The sequence below is a fragment of the Sphingobium trunci genome (genome assembly GCF_022664535.1).
Lineage (GTDB): Bacteria > Pseudomonadota > Alphaproteobacteria > Sphingomonadales > Sphingomonadaceae > Sphingobium.
In genome coordinates this window covers 217,767-240,368 of the sequence record NZ_JAKUJY010000001.1, presented here as the reverse complement: position 1 = coordinate 240,368, position 22,602 = coordinate 217,767, and the positions used below count along the sequence as shown (strand labels likewise).

The following is a 22,602-nucleotide window of genomic DNA, read 5'->3' as shown; positions in this document are numbered from 1 at the left end:
AGGTCCGTCGCCGTAGGCCGCCAAAGGCGGCGCCAGCTCCACAGAACAGAATAAGAGCGGGCACGACACGCCAACTTCAAAGGGACAATAATCAAATGAAACAGCTTCTTATGTGTAGCGCTGCGCTTATTGCCGTGGCTGCTCCCGCCGCTGCGTTCGCGCAGTCGACTGGTTCGATCGACTTTGAGAATGAGATTGTCGTGACGGGCGCTACCGTCGATAAGGGCGTTGCCGGCGTGCTGATGCCTAATACCAGCAAGGCCAAGGCGGTGCTGGGCGCCGAGTTCATCCAGGCGCAGACGCCGGGCCAGAGCATCAACGAAGTCATCAACCAGCTACCAGGTGTCAGCTTCCAGAATAACGATCCCTTCGGCTCGGCCGGTGGCACGCTAACCATCCGAGGTTTCGACGACAGCCGCATCTCGCAGACGTTCGACGGCTTGCCGCTGAATGATACGGGCGGCTATGCGCTTTATTCCAACCAGCAGCTTGACCCGGAAATCATCGAGCAGGTGAACGTCAACCTCGGTACCACCGATGTGGACAGTCCCACCGCTGCTGCCACCGGATCGACGGTCAACTATCGCTCGATCACGCCCAGCGAGCAATTCGGCGCGAAGATGGTGGCATCGGTCGGCGATTTCAGCTTCTTCCGCCTGTTCGGCCTGGTCCAGACCGGCAATTTTACACCCTGGGGCACGCGTGCCTTCTTCTCCGCCAGCCGGGCGACCAATAACGCCATCTATGGCGGCATCGGCGAGATCGACAAGCAGCAATATAACGCCAAGATCTATCAGCCGATCGGCAGCAACGGCGACTTCATCTCGATCGCCGGTCACTATAATGAGAACCGGAATAATTTCTTCGGCTCGGTCCCGCTGCGTGTCGATGGCGGCCGTATTGTTGGCAGTTCCAGCGCCAATCGCTTTCCGACCAGCAAGGATGAGCGCTTCTACGAAACCGCGCGCTGCATCATCCCTGCGCCCCGTGCAGGTGTGGCGGATACAGCCAGCTCCTGTGGGTCCGACTATGAATATCGCTACAATCCGTCCAATACGGGCAATATCCGCATCAATTCGCGCTTCACGCTGGCGGATGGCCTGATCCTGACGGTCGATCCGAGTTATCAGTACACCAAGGCCAATGGCGGTGGCACCAGCATCGCGTCGGAAGGTCGCACCCCGGCCAGTTCGGGCCTCGCCGGTCAGGTGGGCTTTATCCAGGGCTCGTCGAGCGCCACTCAATATTATTTCGGGCGCGATCTGAATGGCGATGGGGACACGCTGGATACCATCCGCTTGGTAACGCCCAGCCAGACCCAGACGCATCGCTATGGCCTGATCGCATCGCTGCGCTACGACATCAACACTCACAACACCATTCGTGTTGCCTACAGCTATGACCGCGGGCGTCACCGCCAGACCGGCGAAGCAGCCTATCTGCGCACCGATGGGTTCGGGTCGGAATATTTCGCGATTGATGATCCCATCGCGGACGTAAACGGCAATCTGGTCGAGAAGCGCAACCGCCTATCCTATGCGATCCTCCATCAGGTGTCGGGCGAATATCGCGGCGAATTCGATGCGCTGACCGTCAACCTTGGTTTGCGCGCGCCTTTCTTCAAGCGTGACCTTAACAACTACTGTTTCACCGCCACGGCAGGCGGCAATTTGCGGTGCTTTGGTGATAATGCGGCTTCGGCCGCCTACGCGGCAGCCAATCCGGCCGTCCAGGGACCGCAGCGCCGCGTCTTCAAATATGACAAGCTGTTGCCGAACGCCGGTGTGGTCTTCGACCTGAGCAGCGCTACTAGCCTGTTCGCCAACTATTCCAAGGGCTTGCAGGTGCCGGGCACCGACAATCTGTACAACAGCTTCTTCTACGCGCCGGATACCGAAGGGGCGAACCCGAGACCGGAAACCACGGACAATTTCGATCTGGGCGTCCGCTATCGCACAAATAGGCTGCAGGCGCAGTTGTCAGGTTGGTACACCATCTACCATAACCGTTTGGCGCAGGCCTATGATCGTGACCTCAACGTCACCATCTACCGCAATCTGGGCCGGGTCGACAAATATGGCGTGGATGGCAGCGTCACATATCAGCCGATCCCGGAACTGATGTTCTACGCCTTTGGTTCCTATCTCAAGTCGGAGATCAAGGACAATGTTCAGCTCGACGCGACCACCGTCGGCCAGACGGCAGGCAAGCGGGAATCGGGCGCGCCGGTCTATACGCTGGGCGGTCGTGTGCAGGGAGAAATTGAAGGGTTCCGTCTGGGCATTCAAGCCAAGCGTACAGGCCCCCGCTATGTGAACGACCAGAATCTGCCCGTTTATCAAACGATCAATGGCGCCCTGACCCAGGTCTATGGAGCGAAGGCTCCAGCCTATACCGTAGTCGATCTCGATGCACGTTATTCCTTGGAGAAGTTCGGTGCTCCGGGCGTAGCGGTACAGCTTAACGTCACCAATCTGTTCGACAAATTCTACGTCGGCGGTTTTGACGGCACCCTGTCGACCACCAGCATCACTTTTGCACAGATCGGTGCGCCGCGCACCTTCATTGGTTCGGTTGTGGTCGGCTTCTAAATACGTCGGCTGGTGGTAGAGAAGGGCGCGGAGTGACCCGCGCCCTTTCGCTATTTCAGGCAGCTGTCCAGCCCGTCGCGCTGGACGATGCCGATGCGGGCGGCGATGCTGTTGCCGTAGTGGCGGGTGAAGCCGTGCGGGTCGATGGCCTCGCGTTTTTTGGGCAGGGGCAGGACGGCCGCCAGACGAGCAGCCTCGGCGCGCGTGAGGCGTTGGGCGCCATGGTGGAAATAGCGGATCGCGCCAGCCTGGGCACCATAGGTGCCGATGCCGGTTTCCGCGACGTTGAGATAGACTTCCATGATCCGGCGCTTGCCCCAGATCGCCTCGATCAGGAGGGTGAACCAGGCCTCCAGTCCCTTGCGCAAGAATCCGCCATCCTGGAACAGAAAGATATTCTTCGCCGTTTGCTGGCTGATCGTGGAGCCGCCCCGAATGCGGCCGCCGCTGGCGTTGTGCCGCATGGCCTGGGCAATGGCGACCGCATCGAAGCCGTGATGGCTGCAAAAGCGGCTGTCTTCGGCCGCGATGGCGGCACGGGCCATGTTCGGGTCCATTGCATCCAGGCTCCTCCAGTCCTTGGTGATGCCATGGGGGTCGAACAGCATCGTCCATGTCACCGGCGGCGGCACGAAGCGGTAGATCACCGTCATCAGCAGCGAAAGAGCGACGAAACCGCCGAGAATCTTGAATAAAATTCCAATCCAGCGGGACCGGCGGCGAGGGGAAGCGGGCTTGGCGTTCATGACGCTTTGGTAGCGGGATATCCGGGCTGTTCAAGTATGCGGCTGTTGCCGGTTGCAGAGGCGATATCGTTCCGGTGCGACAGTGTGGGGAGGATTTGGAAACGTCGGCATTTCACCCCACAGCCGATGGCTCGCGGTGAACGAAAAAGGCCCCGGAACGAGTCCGGGGCCTTTGATGTCTTTGGAAGCCGGTCAGGCCGTTGCAAGGCGGGCGATCTTGCCAAGCTTGTCGCCAGCAATCCGCATCATCGCCTTTTGCAGCTTTTCGAAGGCGCGAACCTCGATCTGGCGGACGCGTTCCCGCGACACGCCATAGACCTGGGAGAGTTCCTCCAGCGTCTTGGGTTCTTCTGCCAGACGGCGCTCGGCCAGGATATGCTTTTCCCGATCGTTGAGGTCGTCCATCGCCTCCACCAGCATATCGTGGCGCAGTTCGCTTTCCTGCTGGTCGGCGACGCGTTCGTCCTGCAGCGGATCGGTGTCTGCGAGCCAATCCTGCCACTGGCCCTCGCCATCCTCGCGCATCGGCACGTTGAGCGAGGTATCGCCGCCCATCGCCATCCGGCGGTTCATGGAGACGACGTCATCCTCCGTCACGCCCAGATCCTTGGCGATCTTGGCGACGTCGTCGGGATGCAGGTCGCCATCCTCGAACGCCTCGATATTGTTCTTCATCCGGCGCAGGTTGAAGAAGAGCTTCTTCTGCGCGGCGGTGGTGCCCATCTTCACGAGGGACCAGGACCGCAGGATGAATTCCTGGATCGACGCGCGGATCCACCACATGGCGTAGGTCGCCAGGCGGAAGCCGCGATCCGGCTCGAACTTCTTCACGCCCTGCATCAGGCCGATATTGCCTTCGGAAATCAGCTCGCTGACGGGCAGGCCATAGCCGCGATAACCCATGGCGATCTTCGCCACGAGGCGCAGATGCGAGGTCACGAGCTGCGCCGCGGCCTCCGAGTCCGCATGTTCGGCGTAGCGCTTAGCGAGCATATATTCCTGCTCGGGCGTCAGGATCGGAAATTTGCGGATTTCCGACAGATAGCGGTTGAGGCTGGCTTCACCGCCCAGCGCAGGAACCGCGGGGACATTGGTCTTTCCGGCCATGTCGTCACCTTTCCCTTTCATGCGCGGCGGGACCCAGAAGAGGCGTCCGAGGCGCCGTCGCAAACTTATCCAAATCTATACGTGAAGCTCGCTTAACAGTTCCTGCATATCGGCGGGGATTTCACTGTCGAAGCGGAGGGCCTCACCCGTTACGGGATGTATGAACCCCAGCCTTTTCGCGTGCAATGCCTGCCTTTTGAAACTTAGCGTTTCCAGTATCGATTTGAAACCTTTTCTCTCTCTACCGTAAACCGGGTCGCCGATCAAGGGGTGTCCCAGATGCGCCATATGGACGCGCACCTGATGCGTGCGCCCGGTTTCCAGCCTGCATTCGACCAAAGCCGCTCCGCGCAGCTTCTGCTCCGTTCGGTAATGGGTCACGGCATGTTTGCCGCGTCCTTCCCGATGAACGGCCATTTTCTTTCGATCGGCGTCGGACCGGCCGATCCATGTATCCACGGTGCCCATGCCGGGCTGGGGCACGCCATAGACGATCGCGGCATAAAGCCGGTCGATGCTATGGTCCTTGAACTGCTGCGCCAGCCCTTCATGAGCACGGTCTGACTTGGCAACGACCAGAAGGCCGGATGTATCCTTGTCGATGCGATGAACGATGCCGGGCCGCGCCACGCCGCCGATGCCGGAGAGGCGGCCTTGGCAATGATGGAGCAGCGCATTGACCAATGTGCCGTCCAGATTGCCCGCCGCAGGATGGACGACGAGGCCCGCGGGCTTGTCGATCACGATCAGGTCGGCGTCTTCATGGACGATGGCGAGCGGTATGTCCTGCGCCACCGCATCGGCCTGGACCGGGGGCGGTAGGGTGACGGCGAAGGCCTGCCCCGCCGCGACTTTCATGGAAGGGTTGGGCGTGCGGCCCTCTGTCGTCACCTGACCATCGACGATCAGGCTTTTCAGCCGCTCCCGCGACAATTCAGGCAGCAGGTCGGCCAGCGCCCTGTCCAGCCGCATGCCGTCCTGCGCTTCGCCAATCACTGCTTCTAAGATGGAAACCCCCGAACGCATTCGATAGGAAGGTAGGAATGAAGGTCGGGATTTCAAGGGGTATATTGGAACAAATCATGTCCGAAGCGGCGGCGGATCCGAACGAGGTCTGCGGGTTGCTGCTGGGCGATGCCGGCCGCATCGGGAATGTCCGGCCCGCCGCCAATGTGGCGCCCGATCCGGCGCGGCATTTCGAACTGGATCCGGCGGTGCTGATCGCGGCACACCGGTCGGCGCGGGCAGGGGGGGAGCGGATCGTCGGCCATTATCATTCGCATCCCGGCGGGACGCCCGTTCCTTCCGCGACGGATGCAGCGAATGCGGTGGCAGACGGCAGCTTTTGGCTGATTGTCGGAGAAGGGGTGGCGCGGCTTTGGATCGCGACGGCAGAAGTCGCCGGGCAGGTCCGTTTTGTGGAGGCTTCGCTCGATATCATGTGAGGGAAAGGCGGCAAGCCGGGGTTGCATCATGGGGCGGGGCGGCGCATTAGCCTGATATTCCCACCTGTTCATTTCCGGCGGCAGCGAAACTTCATGACCAATCCGACAGATCGCATCGATACCGGCAGCATCGATTTTGCTAGCCTGCTCTGCTCGCGTTTGTGCCACGACCTTTTGAGTCCGGTCGGCGCGCTCAACAACGGGCTGGAACTGATGGCGGACGAAACCGACCCGGAAATGCGGCAGCGCTGTCTGGATTTGCTGGCGGACAGCGCCAAGACTTCCGCCAACAAGCTCAAATTCTTCCGCCTGGCCTTCGGCTCGGCGGGCGGCTTCGGCGACGCGGTGCCCACGCATGAGGCTCGCGTGGCGATCGAGGGCATGTTTGCCGCCGCGGGCCGGGTGAAGATTGGCTGGATGGTCGAGGAGGATATGCTCGACAAGCTGCCGGTGAAGGTGCTGCTGAACCTTGCGCTGATCGCCGGAGACGCGCTTGTGCGCGGCGGCCAGCTCGACATTGGCGCGGAGCGGCGGCCGGGCGTGACGGAGATCGTGGTACGGGCGGAAGGGCCGAAGCTGGTTCTCGACCCCGATCTGCGATCCGCGCTGGCGGGCACCCTGCCACCCGAAGGTCTGGCTTCGCGGACGTCCGCGGCCTGGATGGTGCGGACGCTGGTAACGAGCGCAGGCGGGGAGATCGCGCTGTCTCCGCCAGGAGAGCCGCTGTTGCTCTTTGGCGCATCCATCCCGGACGCTTGCTAGGGCGTAAACTCATCCCTGGCACGTTCGAGGCGCTAAAATGGCGAACAGATCGGGCCGAAATGGGCGCCGCGAAGGTTATACCCCTTGGCAAGCGCATTTCGGTTCGAGATGGAAGCCATTTGGGCGTCCTGCGGATTTGACCAAAAAGGCCCCTCACGGCGTCGAGAGGGCTGGAAATATCGACATATTCCTGCGCCCTTTCTCCTTGTGCCGGGCCTTTTTGCCTCAAACCTCGAGTGCGTCAGGGATGAGTTTACGCCCTAGGATCATCGCCTTCGGACGAACATCAGGGTTCGTTCGATCATATAGGCCGCGAGGCAGGTGAGCGGCGCATAGATCAGCCAGATATAACGCAGTATCGGCTGGAACGGCATATAGGCCAGGATCGGCAGCACGATGAACGGTGCGAGATAGAGCGCCTGCCGTCTGCGGTCGCGCAACAACAGGGCAAGACCGGCCAGCCCCGCCATCGTCGTGATATCCACCAGAATCGCGCGGACGATGGGCAGAATATGGCCGTTGGCCGTGCGAAACTGCCAGGGGGCCGGCAGCATGATTTCGCGCAGGTGACGCATCCATATCCGCGCGGCATCCGCCGGATGCGCGGCCATCCAGCTTCTTGTTTCGGCACCCAGCTTGCGGGCATAGGCGATTTCGCCTCCCGCTGCTTCCATCGCGCGATAGGCGCCCGCGCCATTCAGGGGGTGGACCTGTTTCAGTCGCGCCTGGAAAACAGCGCCGGGGTCAACTGGAGCGACGGCAGCATCATGGTTGGCCACTGCCAGTTCAAGGCCCACATTGTCCCGCAGCCAGATGGGTTCGCCCATCGCCGCCATGTTGCGCGCCGTCCAGCCGCCGAAGAGCAGGGCAAGCAGGAAGAGGAAGGGCGTAACCGTTGCCAGCAGGGCCTTTGCTCGCCGTTGCCGGAGCAACCATTGTGCCCAGGCGACGCAAGCGGCCAGTCCGATGATCGGTTGCAGGAACAGAAGCAGCGCGGGCAAGGCGGACAGCAGGCCTCGCATGATGGGGTGCATCGCTTCACCGGCATCGGCGCGCAGCAGCAGGATCAGGAATGCGCCCGCTGTCGCCATGGTGATGGCACCGTCCCAGACGCGGAAATCGAACGCTTCCGCCGTGGTGAAGACCGGAGCGACGCACAGGAAGCAGAAAGCCGCGACACTAGTGCCGGGCGAAGCGCCCAGTCGCCGCACCACCATCGCGAAGAAGGCATAGGTGGCGAAGGTCAATAACAGAGACCAGGCCAGAAGCACGGCCTCTGCTGGCGCGCTTTGCACGCCGAGCAGGCTGTAGACGCCACCGGCGATGAGCGGTGGAATCGGCAGGAGGTGCGCCGTCGGGCCTTCGGCCGGGCCGAAGGCATCGGCAAATCCCCGACCGCGTGCCAGGGCCATGGCTATGTTGAGGGCTTCACCGGTAGCCGTCCCGTTCTTCCGTATAAGCGCCCAGCCGATCCGCTCGGCAATGCCGATCAGAAGCGCGATGCAGAGTATCGGACGGGCGCCGTGAAATGGGACAAGCGAGAGGTGCGTCCTTCCATCATCGGGGCGAAAGCTTCGTGTCGGTCGGTCCATACAGGAGCGATCCGGGCTGCTTTTCATGATGTCAATGGCGTCCTTTTTTCCAGCTGTCCTGGTTGCTGCTGGGAATGGTTGCTGCGCCTTTCCCTGTCAAAAAAGGGGCCCGGCCGTTTCCACGACCGGACCCCTTTTAACATTGTTCCTGAAAAAATCAGGCGCTGTAATACATGTCGAATTCGACCGGCGAGGGAGCCATTTCCCAGCGGTACACTTCGGGCCACTTCAGTTCGATATAGGCATCGATCTGGTCCTTGGTGAACACATCGCCCTTGAGCAGGAACTCATAATCGGCTTCCAGGCTGTTCAGCGCTTCACGCAGCGAACCGCAGACGGTCGGCACCAGGCTCAGTTCTTCCGGCGGCAGGTCGTAGAGATTCTTGTCCATCGCGGCGCCCGGATGGATCTTGTTCTCGATGCCGTCGAGGCCCGCCATCAGCAGGGCCGAGTAGCACAGATAGGGGTTGGCCATCGCATCGGGGAAGCGGAACTCGACGCGCTTCGCCTTGGCGCCGGCGCCGTAGGGGATACGGCAGGAGGCCGAGCGGTTGCGGGCCGAATAGGCCAGCAGGACCGGGGCTTCGAAGCCCGGCACCAGACGCTTGTAGCTGTTGGTGGTCGGGTTGGTGAAGGCGTTGAGGGCCTTGGCGTGCTTGATGACGCCGCCGATGAAGTAGAGGCAGGTTTCGCTGAGGCCGGCATAGCCTTCGCCCGCGAAGAGCGGCTTGCCGCCTTCCCAGATCGACATGTGGGTGTGCATGCCCGAACCGTTATCCTGCGCGATCGGCTTCGGCATGAAGGTCGCGGTCTTGCCATAGGCCTGGGCGACCATCTGAACCACATATTTGTAGATCTGCATGCGGTCGGCGGTCTGGACCAGCGTGCCGAAGGTCAGGCCGAGCTCGTGCTGGGCGGCGGCGACCTCATGGTGGTGCTTGTCGCAGGGCAGGCCCATTTCGAGCATGGTCGAAACCATTTCGGCGCGGATGTCGGTGCAGGGATCGACCGGCGCGACGGGGAAATAGCCGCCCTTGGCGCGCGGACGGTGGCCCAGGTTGCCGCCTTCATATTCCTTGCCGGTGTTGGTCGGCAGTTCGATGTCGTCGATCTTGAAATAGCTCTGCGCATAATCATTCTCGAAGCGCACGTCGTCGAACATGAAGAATTCGGCTTCCGGGCCGACATAGACGGTGTCACCGAAACCGGCCGACTTGACGAAGGCTTCGGCGCGCTTCGCGGTCGAACGCGGATCGCGGCTGTAGAGTTCGCCGGTGTCGGGTTCGACGATGTCGCAGAAGATGATCAGCATCGGGGTGGCGCTGAACGGATCGACATAGACGGCGTCCAGGTCGGGCTTCAGGATCATGTCCGATTCGTTGATCGCTTTCCAGCCTTCGATCGACGAACCGTCGAACATCAGGCCCTGGGTCAGTTCATCCTCGCCCAGCACCGAAGACACCATGGTCAGGTGCTGCCACTTGCCCTTGGGATCGGTGAAACGGACATCGACCCACTCGATCTCCTTTTCTTCGATCAACTTCAGGATGTCTTTAGGCGTGTTGGCCATGTGAACTTGCCCTTCTTTCATAGATACCCCCCCGAAGGGGTAGGTTGATGTGGTCAGCCGCCAGACCCCTGTAAGCCGGCGAGAAGTCGGTGGAAAAAATCAGATGGCGTCGCTGTCGCGCTCACCGGTGCGGATGCGCACCGCGCCTTCGATGTTGGAAATGAAAATCTTGCCGTCGCCGATGCGGCCGGTCTGCGCGGCGGCGGAGATCGCCTCCACCACCCGTTCGGCCAGCGAGTCGTCGACGACGACCTCCAGCTTCACCTTGGGCAGGAAGTCGACGACATATTCGGCGCCGCGATAGAGTTCGGTATGGCCCTTTTGCCGCCCGAAGCCCTTGGCTTCGGTGACGGTGATGCCGGACACGCCAACTTCGTGCAGCGCCTCCTTCACCTCGTCGAGCTTGAACGGCTTGATGATCGCTTCTATCTTTTTCATCACTTCATTCCCAATTCAAACGCGTGCCGGACGTGGATTGTGGTCCGCCATCCGTCTCCTGTTCGAGTGACGATCATCATGCCCCCCAAAGACACGCGCCGTCCCTCTTAACAATCAATTACCGTGCCAAATAGCGAATCGCCAGCATCTGCTTTCTGCGATGCAGCAACTTTTGTCCATATTGCCCGGATTCCGGGCAATATCATGACATGATGCCTAAAATTTGGGCAGGTTTGGGATGATCAGAGCTTATAAGGCGGCGCGTCGAGTCCGGCCGGACTCTTCGTGAAGATCTCGCAGCCCGTTTCGGTGATGCCGATGCTATGTTCGAACTGGGCGGAGAGGGTCCGGTCGCGCGTCACGGCGGTCCAGCCATCCTCCAGCATCTTCACGCCGGGCTTGCCGATGTTGATCATCGGCTCGATGGTGAAGAACATGCCGGGCTTGAGTTCCGGGCCGGTGCCGGGGCGACCGATATGCACGACTTCCGGGCTGTCATGGAATACACGGCCCAGGCCATGGCCGCAGAAATCGCGGACCACGCCATAGCGATGCTTTTCGGCATGGCGCTGGATCGCGTGGCCGATATCGCCCAGATGATTGCCGGGCTTCGCCTGCTCGATTCCCAGCATCAGGCATTCATAGGTGACTTCGACCAGCCGCCGCGCCTTGATGGGCGCTTCGCCGCAAATATACATGCGGCTGGTGTCGCCGTGCCAGCCATCGACCAGCGGCGTCACGTCGATATTGAGGATGTCGCCTTCCTTGAGCTTCTGCTCGCCCGGAATGCCGTGGCAGATCACATTGTTGAGCGAGATGCAGCAGCTATGGGTGTAGCCGCGATAGCCCAGAGTCGCGGGCACGCCGCCGCCGTCCAGCGTCATGCGGCGGACGATGTCGTCCAGTTCGCCGGTGGTCACGCCCGGCACCACATGAGGCACCAGCGCGTCGAGGATTTCCGCGGCCAGCCGCCCGGCCTTGCGCATGCCTTCGAAACCGGCCGCATCATAGAGCTTGATCGCGGTCGAGCGGGAAATCGGCGCGTCGGCCGTCATCGTCATATATTCGGTCATAGGCCGATTATAGGCGGGGATGCGGCAGAATGCGAGAGGCGGCTAGGCAGGACGCCCGCCATTGGTTATGGCCTGCGCCATGGCCGATCCCAATCGCATCTGGACCGCAGCGCTGATCGTGATCGGCGACGAGATTCTTTCGGGCCGCACGCAGGACAAGAATGTCTCGCAAATCGCGACCTGGCTGAACGTGCAGGGCATTCGTCTGCGCGAAGTACGCGTCGTGGCGGACGAGGCCGATGCGATCATCGAGGCGGTGAACACGCTCCGCCTTCGCAATGACTATCTGTTCACGACCGGCGGCATCGGGCCGACCCATGACGATATCACCGTCGATGCCATCGCGCAGGCGCTGGGGGTCGAGGTGGAGGTTCACGCCGGTGCGCGTGCGATGCTGGCTGGATATTATGAGACGCGCGGCGGCCTGACCGAAGCACGGCTGCGCATGGCGCGGGTGCCGGCGGGGGCCGCTTTGATCGAGAATCGCATGTCCGGTGCGCCGGGCATTCGTCACGGCAATATCTTCATCATGGCCGGCGTGCCGCATATTACCGCGGGGATGCTCGACAGCCTGACGGGCAAGCTGGAAGGCGGCCTGCCGGTCCTGTCGGCGACCATCGGCTGCTGGGTGGCCGAAAGCGAGATCGCCGACCTGCTGGGGGAAACGGAGCGAACCCATGAAGGGTGCCAGATCGGCAGCTATCCTTTCTTCCGGGAGGGGCGCACGGGAGCGAATTTCGTGATCCGGTCCACGGACGCGGCGGCGCTGGACCGGTGCGTGGCTGATCTTGCGGCCGCGCTGGAGCAGGGCGGATGGCCTGCCGTGACGGGCGGCATCTGACGGACTCTGTCCTGCGCTAAATAGCTGATCCACGCCCATATGTGGCGTTCGAGCGGCAGGCGGCGTTGCATCGATGATAGGCCCGGCGTTATGCTGCGCTGCGTCAACGACTGGCTTGTTCCGGTCAGTGGGCGTCGGGCTTGTTTCGCCGGATGTCCGGCCCAAGGTGAGGGTGCAATTCTTCTGGCCCGGAGTTTCCGGGCTGGGACGAGTGCGCCCTTTTGCGATGGGCCGGGCTAAGGTTGGAGAGCCCCTGGTAGAAGGAGAAAAGTGGATGCGGATCGTTATGACCGGATCGGGCTATGTCGGCCTGGTCTCCGGCGCCTGTCTCGCGGATTTCGGCCATGATGTCATCTGCGTGGACAAGGACGCGCGCAAGATCGAGCTGCTTCAGGGCGGCGGCGTGCCGATCTACGAACCAGGCCTTGCGGACCTGATTGCGCGCAACGTGAAGGCCGGGCGGCTGACTTTCACGACCGATCTCGCCGGATCGGTTAGTCAGGCGGATGTCGTCTTCATTGCTGTCGGGACGCCCGCGCGTCGCGGTGATGGCCATGCCGACCTCAGCTATGTCTATGAGGCTTCCCGCGAAATCGCTGCCAATCTGAGCGGCTTTACCGTCATCGTGACCAAGTCGACGGTTCCGGTCGGGACAGGCGACGAGGTGGATCGCATCATTCGCGAAACCAATCCGCAGGCGCAGTTCGCCGTGGCGTCCAACCCCGAATTCCTGCGCGAAGGCGCGGCAATTCAGGACTTCAAGCGCCCCGATCGCATCGTCGTGGGTATCGAGGATGAACGCGCCCGCCCGGTGATGGAAGAGGTTTATCGACCGCTCTATCTCAACCAGGCGCCGATCCAGTTCACCGGCCGCCGCACCAGCGAGTTGATCAAATATGCCGCCAACGCCTTCCTGGCGATGAAGATCACCTACATCAACGAGATGGCCGACCTTTGCGAAAATGTCGGCGCGGACGTTCAGCAGGTGGCGCGGGGCATTGGCCTTGATAACCGGATCGGTTCAAAATTCCTTCATGCTGGGCCGGGCTATGGCGGTTCCTGCTTCCCCAAGGATACCCTTGCACTGGTCAAGACGGCGGAGGATGCGGGTTCGCCGATCCGCCTCATCGAAACGACGGTGGCGATCAATGAAACGCGCAAGCGGGCGATGGCGCGCAAGGTCGTGGCGGTCTGCAACGGCTCCGTGCGGGGCAAGACGATCGCGGTGCTGGGCCTCACCTTCAAGCCCAATACCGACGATATGCGCGATGCGCCCTCCATCTCGATCATCCAGGCCCTGCAGGATGGCGGCGCCCATATCAGGGCCTATGATCCGGAGGGCATGGAGGCCGCCCGGACGATGATCAGCCATGTCGACTTCTGCGATAACCCCTATGTCGCGGCGGAAGGGGCGGCAGCGGTCGTGATCGTCACCGAATGGGATGCCCTGCGGGCGCTGGACCTGCCGCGTCTGAAAGCGGTGATGAATGGCGATGGCCTGGTCGACCTGCGCAATATCTATCGCCCCGAAGTGGCTGAATCGGCAGGCTTTGCCTATGTCAGCGTCGGCCGTGGCGCCACCCCGGAGATTGAAGAGCTGATACAGGCAGCTGAATGATAGATGAACGGCTTGTCGCAAAAGACGTAATTTTGCGACGAGCCGTTCTTGACCGGAAGCTTTTGTTAACCTCCTTATCGGACCCTAAACGACGTTATATAAGTCGGGGGTTGCAAAATGTTTTCCAGATCAACTGGCTCCATATTTGGGGCCGGAATAGCTATATTATGTGTTGTTGCCGCGGGAGCTGCGACAGTTCTTTCCGGAACTTCCACAACGACCGTGACGTCTTCCGGTTCCACTACTTCAACAATTAGCAGTGCGACGACGACGTCTGCTTCGACGTCCTCGACATCCACGGTCACGACCACAGACGCCAGCTTCGCCAATTTCGATTTCGCGAACGGCACGAAATTGCCGGAAAAGGCGACGCTGTCGTTGGGCAATGCGACCTTCCAGCCGGGCACCGGCGTCGCCTATGTGCCGGTATCGCTCGACCATGCAACGCCCAATACGGTGATCGCGCGGATTGCCACCATCAACGGATCGGGGACGCTGCGGGCACTGTCTGGCTATAATTACCAGACGGTCGATACGGTGGTGATCTTCCGGCCCGGCGATCCGCTGGTCCAGACGGTGGAGGTGCCGATCATTTCGGCAATCGACGGGCAGCAGTTCCAGGTCAAGCTGCGTGAGGCGCCCTGGGGAGCCCTGCAGGGGCAGTCGATCGCGACGATCAGCGCCAGCAGCGCCGTCCTGGCCACGGCCAAGGCAACCGGGACTTTCCGCGAGCCCCGTACTTTCGCTCCGACCGGAACGCTCCAGTTCGAATTGCTCAAGGACACGCACAAGCGCTCGCCCGATGGCGGCTGGGATCGCTGGGCGACGTCGCTGGCCAATGGCAGGACACAGCCCGCCAATGGCGAAACCGGGCTTTATCTGGACTATACCCTCTTCCCCGGAATCGAGGGGCCGGTTTACTGGAGCACCAATGGCCTTGTGCTGCACAGCCAGAAGCTGACGACGCCGATCACTTATCAGGGGCAGACCTGGTATTATGGGTCGTCGGTCCTGGATGGCCGCAATTTCCTGGCCACCCAGATCGGCTATGGCCAATATGAATGGGATGCCCGGATGCCCAACCGGCGCGGGTCATGGCCAGCCTTCTGGCTGGTATCGACCAGCGGCTGGCCGCCGGAAATCGACATTTACGAGGGCTTCGGCTATCAGAGCTACTGGGATTTCGACCGCCATATTTCCCACACCATCCATGTCGGCGCCAACAGCACACGCTACGACCAGCGCGGGGTCATCATCCAGGCCGAGCAGGCCTATGGCCTTTCCGGCTTTTCCCAGGATTTCCATCGCTTTGCCGTGGATATACAGCGGGATTACATCACCTGGTTCGTCGATGGGAAGGAAACCTACCAATCGGTCAATCCGTTCAGGGGCTTTCGTTTCTATCCGATCATGGACGTCGCGGTGAAGACGACGGGCGCCTATAATGACGGTTCCGGCGACATGGTCATCAGGAGTTTCAAGATCTACAGCGCGCCATAATGGTGGTTCCGGGCGCCTCCTGCGAGGGCATAGAGGCGTCCCCAGCTCTTGATCCACTGCCCGGCAATGTCGACCCGGCGCGCGCCGGGCAGCAGGAGAGCCGCGAGGCCTGCGGTGCGCAGGCCCAATATGGCCAGCGACCGGGCGAGCAGCCTGGCCGTTCCCGCCTTGCCCGGCAGCTTCTTGCGCCTCGCCATGGTTTCGGTGCAGCCGATGCGCCACATGCGGCGCAGTACCCATGACAGGCGCGCCCGCTCCGCTGGCACCCATTCGCTGACCCGGGCATCCGGCGACCAGCCAAAACGGGCGCCTGCATCGTGGAGGCGCCCGAGGAAATCCAGATCCTCGCCCCCGCTGCGGTTGAAGCGGGGGTCGAACCAGGGCGTATCGATCAGGTCGAAGGCCCGGCGCGTGACCAGCAGATTGTTGCTGGCCCAGAGCATGCCGGTGGCGCCCCAGGGGCGCTCCTCCGGGCGGAAGACCAGGCTTTCCCTGGCCCAGTGCGGCGTCTTTCCGACGAAACAGCTGTCGACCGGCCCTGCTACAACGTCCGCGCCCACCTGGGCCTGACAAATCAGCAGCGCGTCGAGCCAGCCCGGTTGCGGCCATTCATCATCGTCGATCATCGCCAGGAAGCGCATGTCCGGATCGGCCAGCGCTGCATCGCTGATCGCGTTGCGGACGGCGCAAAGCCCGGCTTGCCCGACCGTCAGCAGGGTCAGGGGCAGGGGATATCCGCCTTCCTGCAATCGCCGTACCGTGGCGGCGCCTTCCTGTCCGGCCGGATCATTGTCCGCCACCAGCACCATCACATCATGGCGGTCCACCATGGCGGGCAGCGTCTGCAGCAGGTGCGCAAGCTGGTCGGGCCGCCGGAAGGTGGGAATGGCGATCCAGATGGCGGCCATCAGGCGGTTGCTTCCACCGGCTTGCGGGACTTGCCGCCGCGCTGGAGCCATTTGATGAACAGATGCCCGCGCACCTCGACCAGCGCATAGCTCGCCCAGCAGAGCAGCCACGTCGCGATCAGCATCGCCGCGATGAACAGACCGTCGAATCCCGTCATGCCATGCTTGTGCGCTACGCCCATGCCGCGCGCGAACACATCCCGCACCAGCGGATGCCAGAGATAGATGGAATAGCTGATAAGGCCGAGATGGAAGCTCACTGGATTGGCCATCACCGCCCGCGCCGCCGCACCGTTATAATAGCAGCTCAGGACCAGTGCGGGCATCAGGCAGACCACCAGCACATCGGCTTTCCCCGGCAGCATCAGGGCCAGGGCGATCAGGCCGCAGACCATGGCAAAACCGCCCGGCCGGTCGATCAGCCGCCTGCACCATGGCTGTTCCGCACAGCGATAGGTCAGCACGCCCAGCGAAAAACCGGCAAGACAACGCAGCAGGGTGAGCACCGTGTCGCTGCCATTGACATCCAGAGGTCCGCTGGAACCCAGTCCCGAAGATGCGACCAGCGCCAATATCCCGACGCTCAGCGCACCCTGCACCCAGGCGGCGCGGGAAAAGGCGACGATCGCGATCAGCGGATAGATGAGATAGGCCGCGACCTCCGTGCTGACCGACCAGCTATTGCCTGCAATGGGTTCCGTGCCCCAGCCCCAGCTTTGCACCATCAGCAGGTTGGTGACGATATTGGGCGCATTGAGGTCGATGGCGTGGTTGCCCGACACGTTGAGCATAATTCGCGCCATGAACACCAGCGTCACGATCAGGTGCAGGGGCCAGACCCGCGCCATGCGGTTGATGAGGAAGTCGGTATAACTCGCCCACCCCGGATGATTGACCACCCGGTCGTGATAGCCGAAGGAAATGACGAAGCCGCTCAGGATAAAGAACAGGTCCACCGCCAGATAGGCGCGCGAAAACAGCGGGATACGGAACGCCTCGAACGTCGGGTTATGCGGGATGTGGTACAACAGCACCGACACCGCCGCGACGCCGCGCAGGCCCGTCAGCGAGGAAATTCTCATGCGCGGCTCCTACCCATGGGTGGTGCGGTGTCGAAAGCCGATGCGACGGCGTCCCACAAAGCCTTGCGGCGCATCCCGCCGTCCAGCGGCAGGCCACGCGAAAGCTGGCCATCGGGCCACTTATAATCGGGATAGTTGGACAGCCAGCTATAGCGATCCGACAGACCCCAGCAGAGGACAGAACGCATTGCCGGATTGTCCAGCGCGACGTCCAGAAAGGCCTTGGCAACCGACGCGACTTCACGGTCACGCTTGTCCGGGCTGGGCGGCCCGCCCCGATCGGCAATGTCGAACTCGGTCACTGCCAGCGCCACCCCATAGCCGTTGAGCTGTTCCAGGAAGCGCGCGAACACCGTCTGGTCGAACTTTTCCTTATAGGGCGTCAGATGGCCTTGTATGCCGATCGCGTCGACGGGCACGTTGCGTGCCATCAACCGGTCGAGCAGCTTCAGAAAGGCCGTCCGCCGCCGCTCGCAACGGGGTGAGTCCTGTTCCATCCCGAAATCGGTCAGGAACCGCAGGGGGTGGGGATCAACCTCCTTCGCGCGGTGAAAGGCAATGTCGATATATTCCTCGCCCAGCGCGTCCAGCCACATGCTTTTCGCGCGCAAGCCGTCGGCGCGGCCGTCATTGGGCTCGATGGCTTCGTTGACCACGTCCCATTCGCCGATCTTGCCGGCGTAACGGGGCATGGCGACGTCGATATAGCTGGTCATCAGCTTTTCCCGCCCGGCGCGGTCGGCCTGTTGCAGTGCCGGTTCCAGCCATTGCGGCTGCGCCGCGTACCAGACCAGCGCATGGCCGCGCGCCCGCATGCCATGCTGCTGAGCGAAGGCGATGATCTGGTCTGCGCCGCTGAAGTCATATTTGCCGGGCCAGCGCTCGGTCGTGCCGCGCTTCAGTTCATATTCCTCGACCAGAATATCGCATTCACGGGCAACGGCGGCGGCGAAGCCGGGATCGTCACGCAACTGGTCCGATTTGACTGCCGCGCCGAAATAGCGGCCGGACCGCCGTGCATGGGCCGCAAGCCCCTCGGGCGAGACGCTTTCCTGTGCGAAGCTCGATGGCACCGGGGAACAGGCGCCCAGCGCCAGCGATCCCGCCAGAAATTCACGACGCTTCATGGCTTATCCTTTTCCACCAATCATGTGCGACAGATCAATGAGGCGATCGGACATGCGTCGATAGACCGTATCGGGCACGACGATCTGCAACAGCACCGTCGCCGCCATTCTTGGCCCGAAGGCTCCCCGGCAGACGGCCTCGAGATAGTAGCGCATCGCCCGGCGGCGGCTTGTTGGCCAGATGCTTTTCGCTGCGTGCCAGCCCATATAGCCCGAAAAGGCGCGTGCAGAGATGTGCGGCTTGAGATCCTTCAGCCAGCCCAGGCTGCCGACGCTGCCTCGCACCTGCGACAAACGGTCGCCGGTCTGCCGGTCGGCCCAGATCGTCCCGGGCCGCTCCGTCATCAGGAAGCGCGCCCCGGCCAGCGACAGCCGCATCGCAAAGTCGGTATCGTCGCCGAACTTCACATCCTCGCGATAGCGTACCTTTTCCGCCAGCGTGCGGCTGAGCGCCAGGCTGCTGGTCTGGATGAAGCCCCGGTCGCACATCAGGTAGCGGTCCATCGTCTCGTCGCGGGCGATGGCGCGCGGCGGCTTCAGGAAATTGCGCCCTTCGCCCCGGTCGGCCAGCACCTGCCCATAGGCGACCACATCCTCGCTTTCCTGCAACAAGGGCAGCAGATCGGCGAGGTGATAGGGCAGGAACCGGTCGTCGCAATCGAGGAAGGCGATATAGCGGCCACGCGCATGATCGATGCCCTTGTTGCGGGCGGCCGCGGCGCCGCGATTTTCCTGCACGATGACCTTGAGGCGCGGATCGTTGATGGCGCCCAGGGCGACCTCCGTCCCGTCGGTCGAACCGTCGACAACCACGATCACCTCGATAATGGCGATCGTCTGTTCCAGCGCGGACATGACGGCCGCCACCACGGCATCACGCCGCTGATAGGTCGGGATCACGACCGAAAATAAGGGCACGGCCACGGCGGCCCTCAGGCGGGACGGAGGTTGCCAGGCGGTCATCACGAAGTGGCTCCGCCATGTGCCGCGCCCGCCTTTCCGAAGCGCAGCACGAACCCGTTGACCAGCGAGCGGTAGAGCGGCTTGGGCAGATAGGAACGGAGCACCTGCCGGGCGATCACCTTGGGCGGCACCCCTCCGGCGACCATGCCCACGGCCAGGTCCTTGATCGCGACCACGGGCTTGATCGGCGCCATATGATAGGCGAGCACCGTCGCCCTGTAGCCCCGTCTCGCCCGGTTGGTGAGCATATGGCCGCAGCGGTCCAGCCAGTCGAGCGAGGTTTCGTAACCCTTCACATAGGATGTGCGCCCAGCCTCGGTCGCGTCGAGCCAGACGGTGAGCGGCTGGTCGATCATCCGGAAGCGGGCACCGGCACCCTGCAGGCGGACGCAGAAGTCCAGATCCTGCCCCTTTTTCAATGCCGGATCGAACAATACCTCCTGCGCCATGCGGGTCGGCACGACCATGGTGCTGGTCTGCATGAACTGGTTGGCGCAGAACAGATATTCGCCCACATCCTCGCCCTCGCGAATGCCGCGATCGGGCCTGATCCAGTAGCGGTCGACGCCCCGGTCCACCTTCATGCGCGAATAGAGGACGGCGCTGCCGTCATCGTCCGCCAGCGCCTTTGCCATGATGGAAAGCTTGCCCGGCAGGAACAGGTCGTCGGAATCGAGAAAGGCGATATAGCGGCCCTTCGATGCCATGATCCCTGCATTGCGGGCCGCCCCGCCGCCTGCATTGTCCTGCCGGATATAGCGCACCCGGGCATCGCCGATGGCATCGATCACGGGCCCCGGATTGTCGCGGGAGCCGTCATCGATCACCACGATCTCGAAATCCTGCCAGTCCTGAGCGAGGACGGAGCTTATGGTATCGCCGACGATCTCCGCCCGGTTGTAGAGCGGGATGACGATGGAGAAAAAGGGTTGGAGGGCTGCATCGCTCATGCGCCGTGGACCTTTCGATATTCTTCATAATGAATGCCCGCCAGGCCGGCGATCTTGCCCGCCGCGCGATAGAGCTTGCCGAGGCGCTCTACCCTCTTGCCCCGGTCGAAAGTGGTGATGGCGCCCAGCGAGCCGACCAGGAAACCGGCGGCGATCCGCGGCGCTTCGCCCAGCAAAGTGCGCAGCCGCCCCTTGTGGAACCGTTCGACCATCATGTCCGTCATGCCGACGCGATAACCGCGCATCAGCAGCCATTTCGCGGTGATGCGGCTGGCGGGGATGAGTTCGGTGACGACCGCTTCCTCCGACCAGGCGAAGCGGAACCCGGCCCGTTGCATCCGGGTGAAGAGCTGCTTGTCCTCCCCGCCGGTGAGGGCAAGCCGGTCGTCGAACGGACGCTCGCCCATGCTGCGCAGCGCCGCTGCGGAAATCAGGATATTGGCGGTGCTGTCGACCAGGGGAACCGGGCCGGATCGGTCGCGCCGTTTGGCCTGGAGCAGCGGATGGCGTGCCGCCCATGGTGCGACCTGGCTGTCCATTTCGCGCAGCACGGCGCCACCCACGACATCCGCATCCCATCGGGCGGCGGCATCGGCGAGCGCATCGATCCATCCCGGGCACGCCGCCTCGTCATCGTCCAGCATCGCCACATGGTCGATCCCTGCCCGTGCCAGTACCGCCTGCGTCAGGCTGTTGCGGGCGAAGGGGATGCCGCGCTCCCGGACGAGCAGCGCCTCTATGGGCCAGCGATAGCCGCGGCTGGCGAGGCTTTCGACGACGGCAAGCCCCTCCTGCGCTTCGGCGTCATTGTCCGCCACCAGCACTTCCAGCGCGTGGGCCGTATGCAGCGCCGCCAGCGATTCCAGCGTCCTGCGAAGGCCAAGCGGCCGTTTGCAGGTGGCTATGCATATCATGATCCTAGCCATGGGCGACCTCCGGCGACGATAGTCGACGCGCCCGGGTCCAGAGCGGGCGCGGTTTCGCCTTGAAGGTCGCATGGGCGGTCGCGATCGCGGCCAGGAAGATCACCCAGACCTGCCGGTCGCGGTCGAAGAAGGATGTCTCCAGCAGATTGTGATAGACGACGAAGACCCAGATGGCGAAGGCCGGAACCATCAGATGCTGGTTCTCCTTCGTCGCGCCGGTGAGGAACCACCACGCAGGCATGGCGATGAAGGACAGCAGCAGCAGGAAGAGGCCGAGGGGGCCGGTCGTTGCCCATATTTCCAGATAGCCGTTGTGCGAATGGGCGATGAGAAGCTGGAAATGTTCATTGATATAGTCGAACGCCGGCGATCGCGCGCCCACCTGCCAGAATCCGCCAAATCCGGCGCCCAGATAGGGGTGGTCGTGCATATAGGCGAACACGACGCGCCAGATCGAAACACGCCCGGTAAAAGAGGTCGGATCAGCGAAGATCCGGTCGATCACCGGCTGGTAGGCGATGTAAAGCCCCATGGCGCCCACCAGCCCGGCGCCCAGCAGCAACAGCAATATCGCCCGCCTCTGAGTGGAATCGCTGAGGATGCGATAGAAGTTGCTGATCGCCAGCATCGCCACGCACAGGGCAAGGGACGTCTTGCTCTTGGTCCCGATGACGAACACGAAGGCGAGCAGCGTGAACAGGGCATAATACCATTTGCGCGTATCGATCCAGCTGTTGCCGCAGATGATGAAGGTCATCGACATGACGGCGCCGGCAATATTCTTGTGGAAGAAGAAGCCGCGCCACGCGCCGATCAGCGCGCGGTCGCTTTCCGTCGGCGGATGCACGGCGGCCGGGGTGAGCGGCAGCGAAATCCAGCAGATCAGCAGGGATACGATCAATGCGGCGCGCAACGACTGGAACAGCCGTTCCGGACCCATCAGCGACAGGGCGCAAAAGGTGATGTAGATCACTATCAACTGTTGCATGGCCCGCTTGAACGATACGAACGGATCGACACTCCAGGCGCAGGTGGCGAAGAACCAGACCAGCATGATCGCCAGTGGCCAGTAGGTGAAGCGATAGCGCAGCGGATGGTTGCGGATCACCTGCACGGCCGTCAGCAGGAAGGCGAAACCGATGAACAGGGTCTGTTTGAACAGGTCCGACCCGTCGTTGTTCTGCGCCATCGCCACCAGCTCTTCCTGCGTGCGCATGGCGAAGGGCTGCTGGCCGATGAACACCATCATCAGGAAGACGAAGTAGAAAATCTGCGCGACGAGGACCATGCGCCGGCTTTCGCCATTGGCGGTCTGCGGGATGGACAGGGTGGCGTGGGCACCGCGATGCCAGCTTGTCGCCAT

The 22,602-nt window shown here is 62.3% G+C and carries 20 protein-coding genes; 6 read left to right on the top strand and 14 right to left on the bottom strand.

The window, feature by feature from the left end:
* Positions 1 to 95 precede the first annotated feature (95 nt).
* Positions 96 to 2,591 carry a TonB-dependent receptor gene (locus MJ601_RS01065; protein WP_242122720.1) on the top strand — a complete coding sequence of 832 codons (2,496 nt, stop codon included), beginning with the start codon at positions 96 to 98 and terminating at the stop codon, positions 2,589 to 2,591.
* A 50-nt stretch (positions 2,592 to 2,641) separates the two neighbouring features.
* On the opposite strand, the gene mtgA is transcribed toward MJ601_RS01065, so the two are convergent.
* The 3 genes from mtgA to MJ601_RS01050 all read right to left on the bottom strand — a co-directional run bounded on the left by mtgA (position 2,642) and on the right by MJ601_RS01050 (position 5,470).
* The gene (gene mtgA / locus MJ601_RS01060; RefSeq protein ID WP_242122719.1) at positions 2,642 to 3,337 is read right to left on the bottom strand and encodes a monofunctional biosynthetic peptidoglycan transglycosylase; all 696 of its coding nucleotides are present in this window, start codon (positions 3,335 to 3,337) and stop codon (positions 2,642 to 2,644) included.
* Between the two features lie 192 nt (positions 3,338 to 3,529).
* Entirely contained in the window at positions 3,530 to 4,444 is a 915-nt protein-coding gene (gene rpoH, locus MJ601_RS01055; protein WP_242122924.1) for an RNA polymerase sigma factor RpoH, read from the bottom strand.
* A 75-nt stretch (positions 4,445 to 4,519) separates the two neighbouring features.
* Complete coding sequence (locus MJ601_RS01050) at positions 4,520 to 5,470, bottom strand: RluA family pseudouridine synthase (protein ID WP_242122718.1); 951 nt, start codon at positions 5,468 to 5,470, stop codon at positions 4,520 to 4,522.
* A gap of 17 nt (positions 5,471 to 5,487) precedes the next feature.
* Here MJ601_RS01050 and MJ601_RS01045 point away from each other — a divergent pair, with 17 nt between their 5' ends.
* Both MJ601_RS01045 and MJ601_RS01040 read left to right on the top strand, forming a co-directional pair.
* Positions 5,488 to 5,889 carry a M67 family metallopeptidase gene (locus tag MJ601_RS01045; RefSeq protein ID WP_242122717.1) on the top strand — a complete coding sequence of 134 codons (402 nt, stop codon included), beginning with the start codon at positions 5,488 to 5,490 and terminating at the stop codon, positions 5,887 to 5,889.
* Positions 5,890 to 5,982: 93 nt separating this feature from the next.
* A complete protein-coding gene (locus MJ601_RS01040) occupies positions 5,983 to 6,651 on the top strand; it encodes a histidine phosphotransferase family protein (RefSeq protein WP_242122716.1) in 669 nt (222 codons plus the stop codon).
* A gap of 266 nt (positions 6,652 to 6,917) precedes the next feature.
* On the opposite strand, the gene MJ601_RS01035 is transcribed toward MJ601_RS01040, so the two are convergent.
* From MJ601_RS01035 to map, 4 genes are all read right to left on the bottom strand, one after another.
* Positions 6,918 to 8,063, bottom strand: coding sequence for a hypothetical protein (locus MJ601_RS01035; RefSeq protein WP_242122715.1), 1,146 nt, complete (start codon positions 8,061 to 8,063; stop codon positions 6,918 to 6,920).
* Positions 8,064 to 8,400: 337 nt separating this feature from the next.
* On the bottom strand, positions 8,401 to 9,813 hold the full coding sequence (gene glnA, locus MJ601_RS01030) for a type I glutamate--ammonia ligase (protein WP_242122714.1): 1,413 nt from the start codon (positions 9,811 to 9,813) through the stop codon (positions 8,401 to 8,403).
* Positions 9,814 to 9,912: 99 nt separating this feature from the next.
* On the bottom strand, positions 9,913 to 10,251 hold the full coding sequence (locus tag MJ601_RS01025) for a P-II family nitrogen regulator (RefSeq protein ID WP_007685085.1): 339 nt from the start codon (positions 10,249 to 10,251) through the stop codon (positions 9,913 to 9,915).
* A gap of 242 nt (positions 10,252 to 10,493) precedes the next feature.
* Positions 10,494 to 11,324, bottom strand: a complete 831-nt coding sequence (map, locus tag MJ601_RS01020; protein WP_242122713.1) for a type I methionyl aminopeptidase — start codon at positions 11,322 to 11,324, stop codon at positions 10,494 to 10,496.
* A 79-nt stretch (positions 11,325 to 11,403) separates the two neighbouring features.
* Here map and MJ601_RS01015 point away from each other — a divergent pair, with 79 nt between their 5' ends.
* The 3 genes from MJ601_RS01015 to MJ601_RS01005 all read left to right on the top strand — a co-directional run bounded on the left by MJ601_RS01015 (position 11,404) and on the right by MJ601_RS01005 (position 15,283).
* A complete protein-coding gene (locus MJ601_RS01015) occupies positions 11,404 to 12,165 on the top strand; it encodes a competence/damage-inducible protein A (protein ID WP_242122712.1) in 762 nt (253 codons plus the stop codon).
* 274 nt (positions 12,166 to 12,439) lie between these two features.
* Positions 12,440 to 13,783 carry a UDP-glucose dehydrogenase family protein gene (locus tag MJ601_RS01010; protein WP_242122711.1) on the top strand — a complete coding sequence of 448 codons (1,344 nt, stop codon included), beginning with the start codon at positions 12,440 to 12,442 and terminating at the stop codon, positions 13,781 to 13,783.
* Between the two features lie 354 nt (positions 13,784 to 14,137).
* On the top strand, positions 14,138 to 15,283 hold the full coding sequence (locus MJ601_RS01005; protein ID WP_242122923.1) for a glycoside hydrolase family 16 protein: 1,146 nt from the start codon (positions 14,138 to 14,140) through the stop codon (positions 15,281 to 15,283).
* Here the strand turns inward: MJ601_RS01005 and MJ601_RS01000 are convergent.
* From MJ601_RS01000 to MJ601_RS00970, 7 genes are read right to left on the bottom strand one after another with little or no spacing between them, the layout of a single operon-like run.
* Complete coding sequence (locus MJ601_RS01000; RefSeq protein WP_242122710.1) at positions 15,268 to 16,191, bottom strand: glycosyltransferase family 2 protein; 924 nt, start codon at positions 16,189 to 16,191, stop codon at positions 15,268 to 15,270. The two genes, MJ601_RS01005 and MJ601_RS01000, sit on opposite strands and share 16 nt — an antisense overlap.
* The gene (locus MJ601_RS00995) at positions 16,191 to 17,273 is read right to left on the bottom strand and encodes an acyltransferase family protein (protein WP_242122709.1); all 1,083 of its coding nucleotides are present in this window, start codon (positions 17,271 to 17,273) and stop codon (positions 16,191 to 16,193) included. Before MJ601_RS00995 ends, MJ601_RS01000 begins: the two co-directional genes overlap by 1 nt.
* Complete coding sequence (locus MJ601_RS00990; protein WP_242122708.1) at positions 17,270 to 18,400, bottom strand: endo-1,4-beta-xylanase; 1,131 nt, start codon at positions 18,398 to 18,400, stop codon at positions 17,270 to 17,272. Before MJ601_RS00990 ends, MJ601_RS00995 begins: the two co-directional genes overlap by 4 nt.
* A gap of 3 nt (positions 18,401 to 18,403) precedes the next feature.
* Positions 18,404 to 19,363 carry a glycosyltransferase family 2 protein gene (locus tag MJ601_RS00985; RefSeq protein WP_245405594.1) on the bottom strand — a complete coding sequence of 320 codons (960 nt, stop codon included), beginning with the start codon at positions 19,361 to 19,363 and terminating at the stop codon, positions 18,404 to 18,406.
* On the bottom strand, positions 19,363 to 20,313 hold the full coding sequence (locus MJ601_RS00980) for a glycosyltransferase family 2 protein (RefSeq protein WP_242122706.1): 951 nt from the start codon (positions 20,311 to 20,313) through the stop codon (positions 19,363 to 19,365). Before MJ601_RS00980 ends, MJ601_RS00985 begins: the two co-directional genes overlap by 1 nt.
* Positions 20,310 to 21,239, bottom strand: coding sequence for a glycosyltransferase family 2 protein (locus MJ601_RS00975; RefSeq protein WP_242122705.1), 930 nt, complete (start codon positions 21,237 to 21,239; stop codon positions 20,310 to 20,312). Before MJ601_RS00975 ends, MJ601_RS00980 begins: the two co-directional genes overlap by 4 nt.
* A complete protein-coding gene (locus MJ601_RS00970) occupies positions 21,232 to 22,602 on the bottom strand; it encodes an O-antigen ligase family protein (protein ID WP_242122704.1) in 1,371 nt (456 codons plus the stop codon). Before MJ601_RS00970 ends, MJ601_RS00975 begins: the two co-directional genes overlap by 8 nt.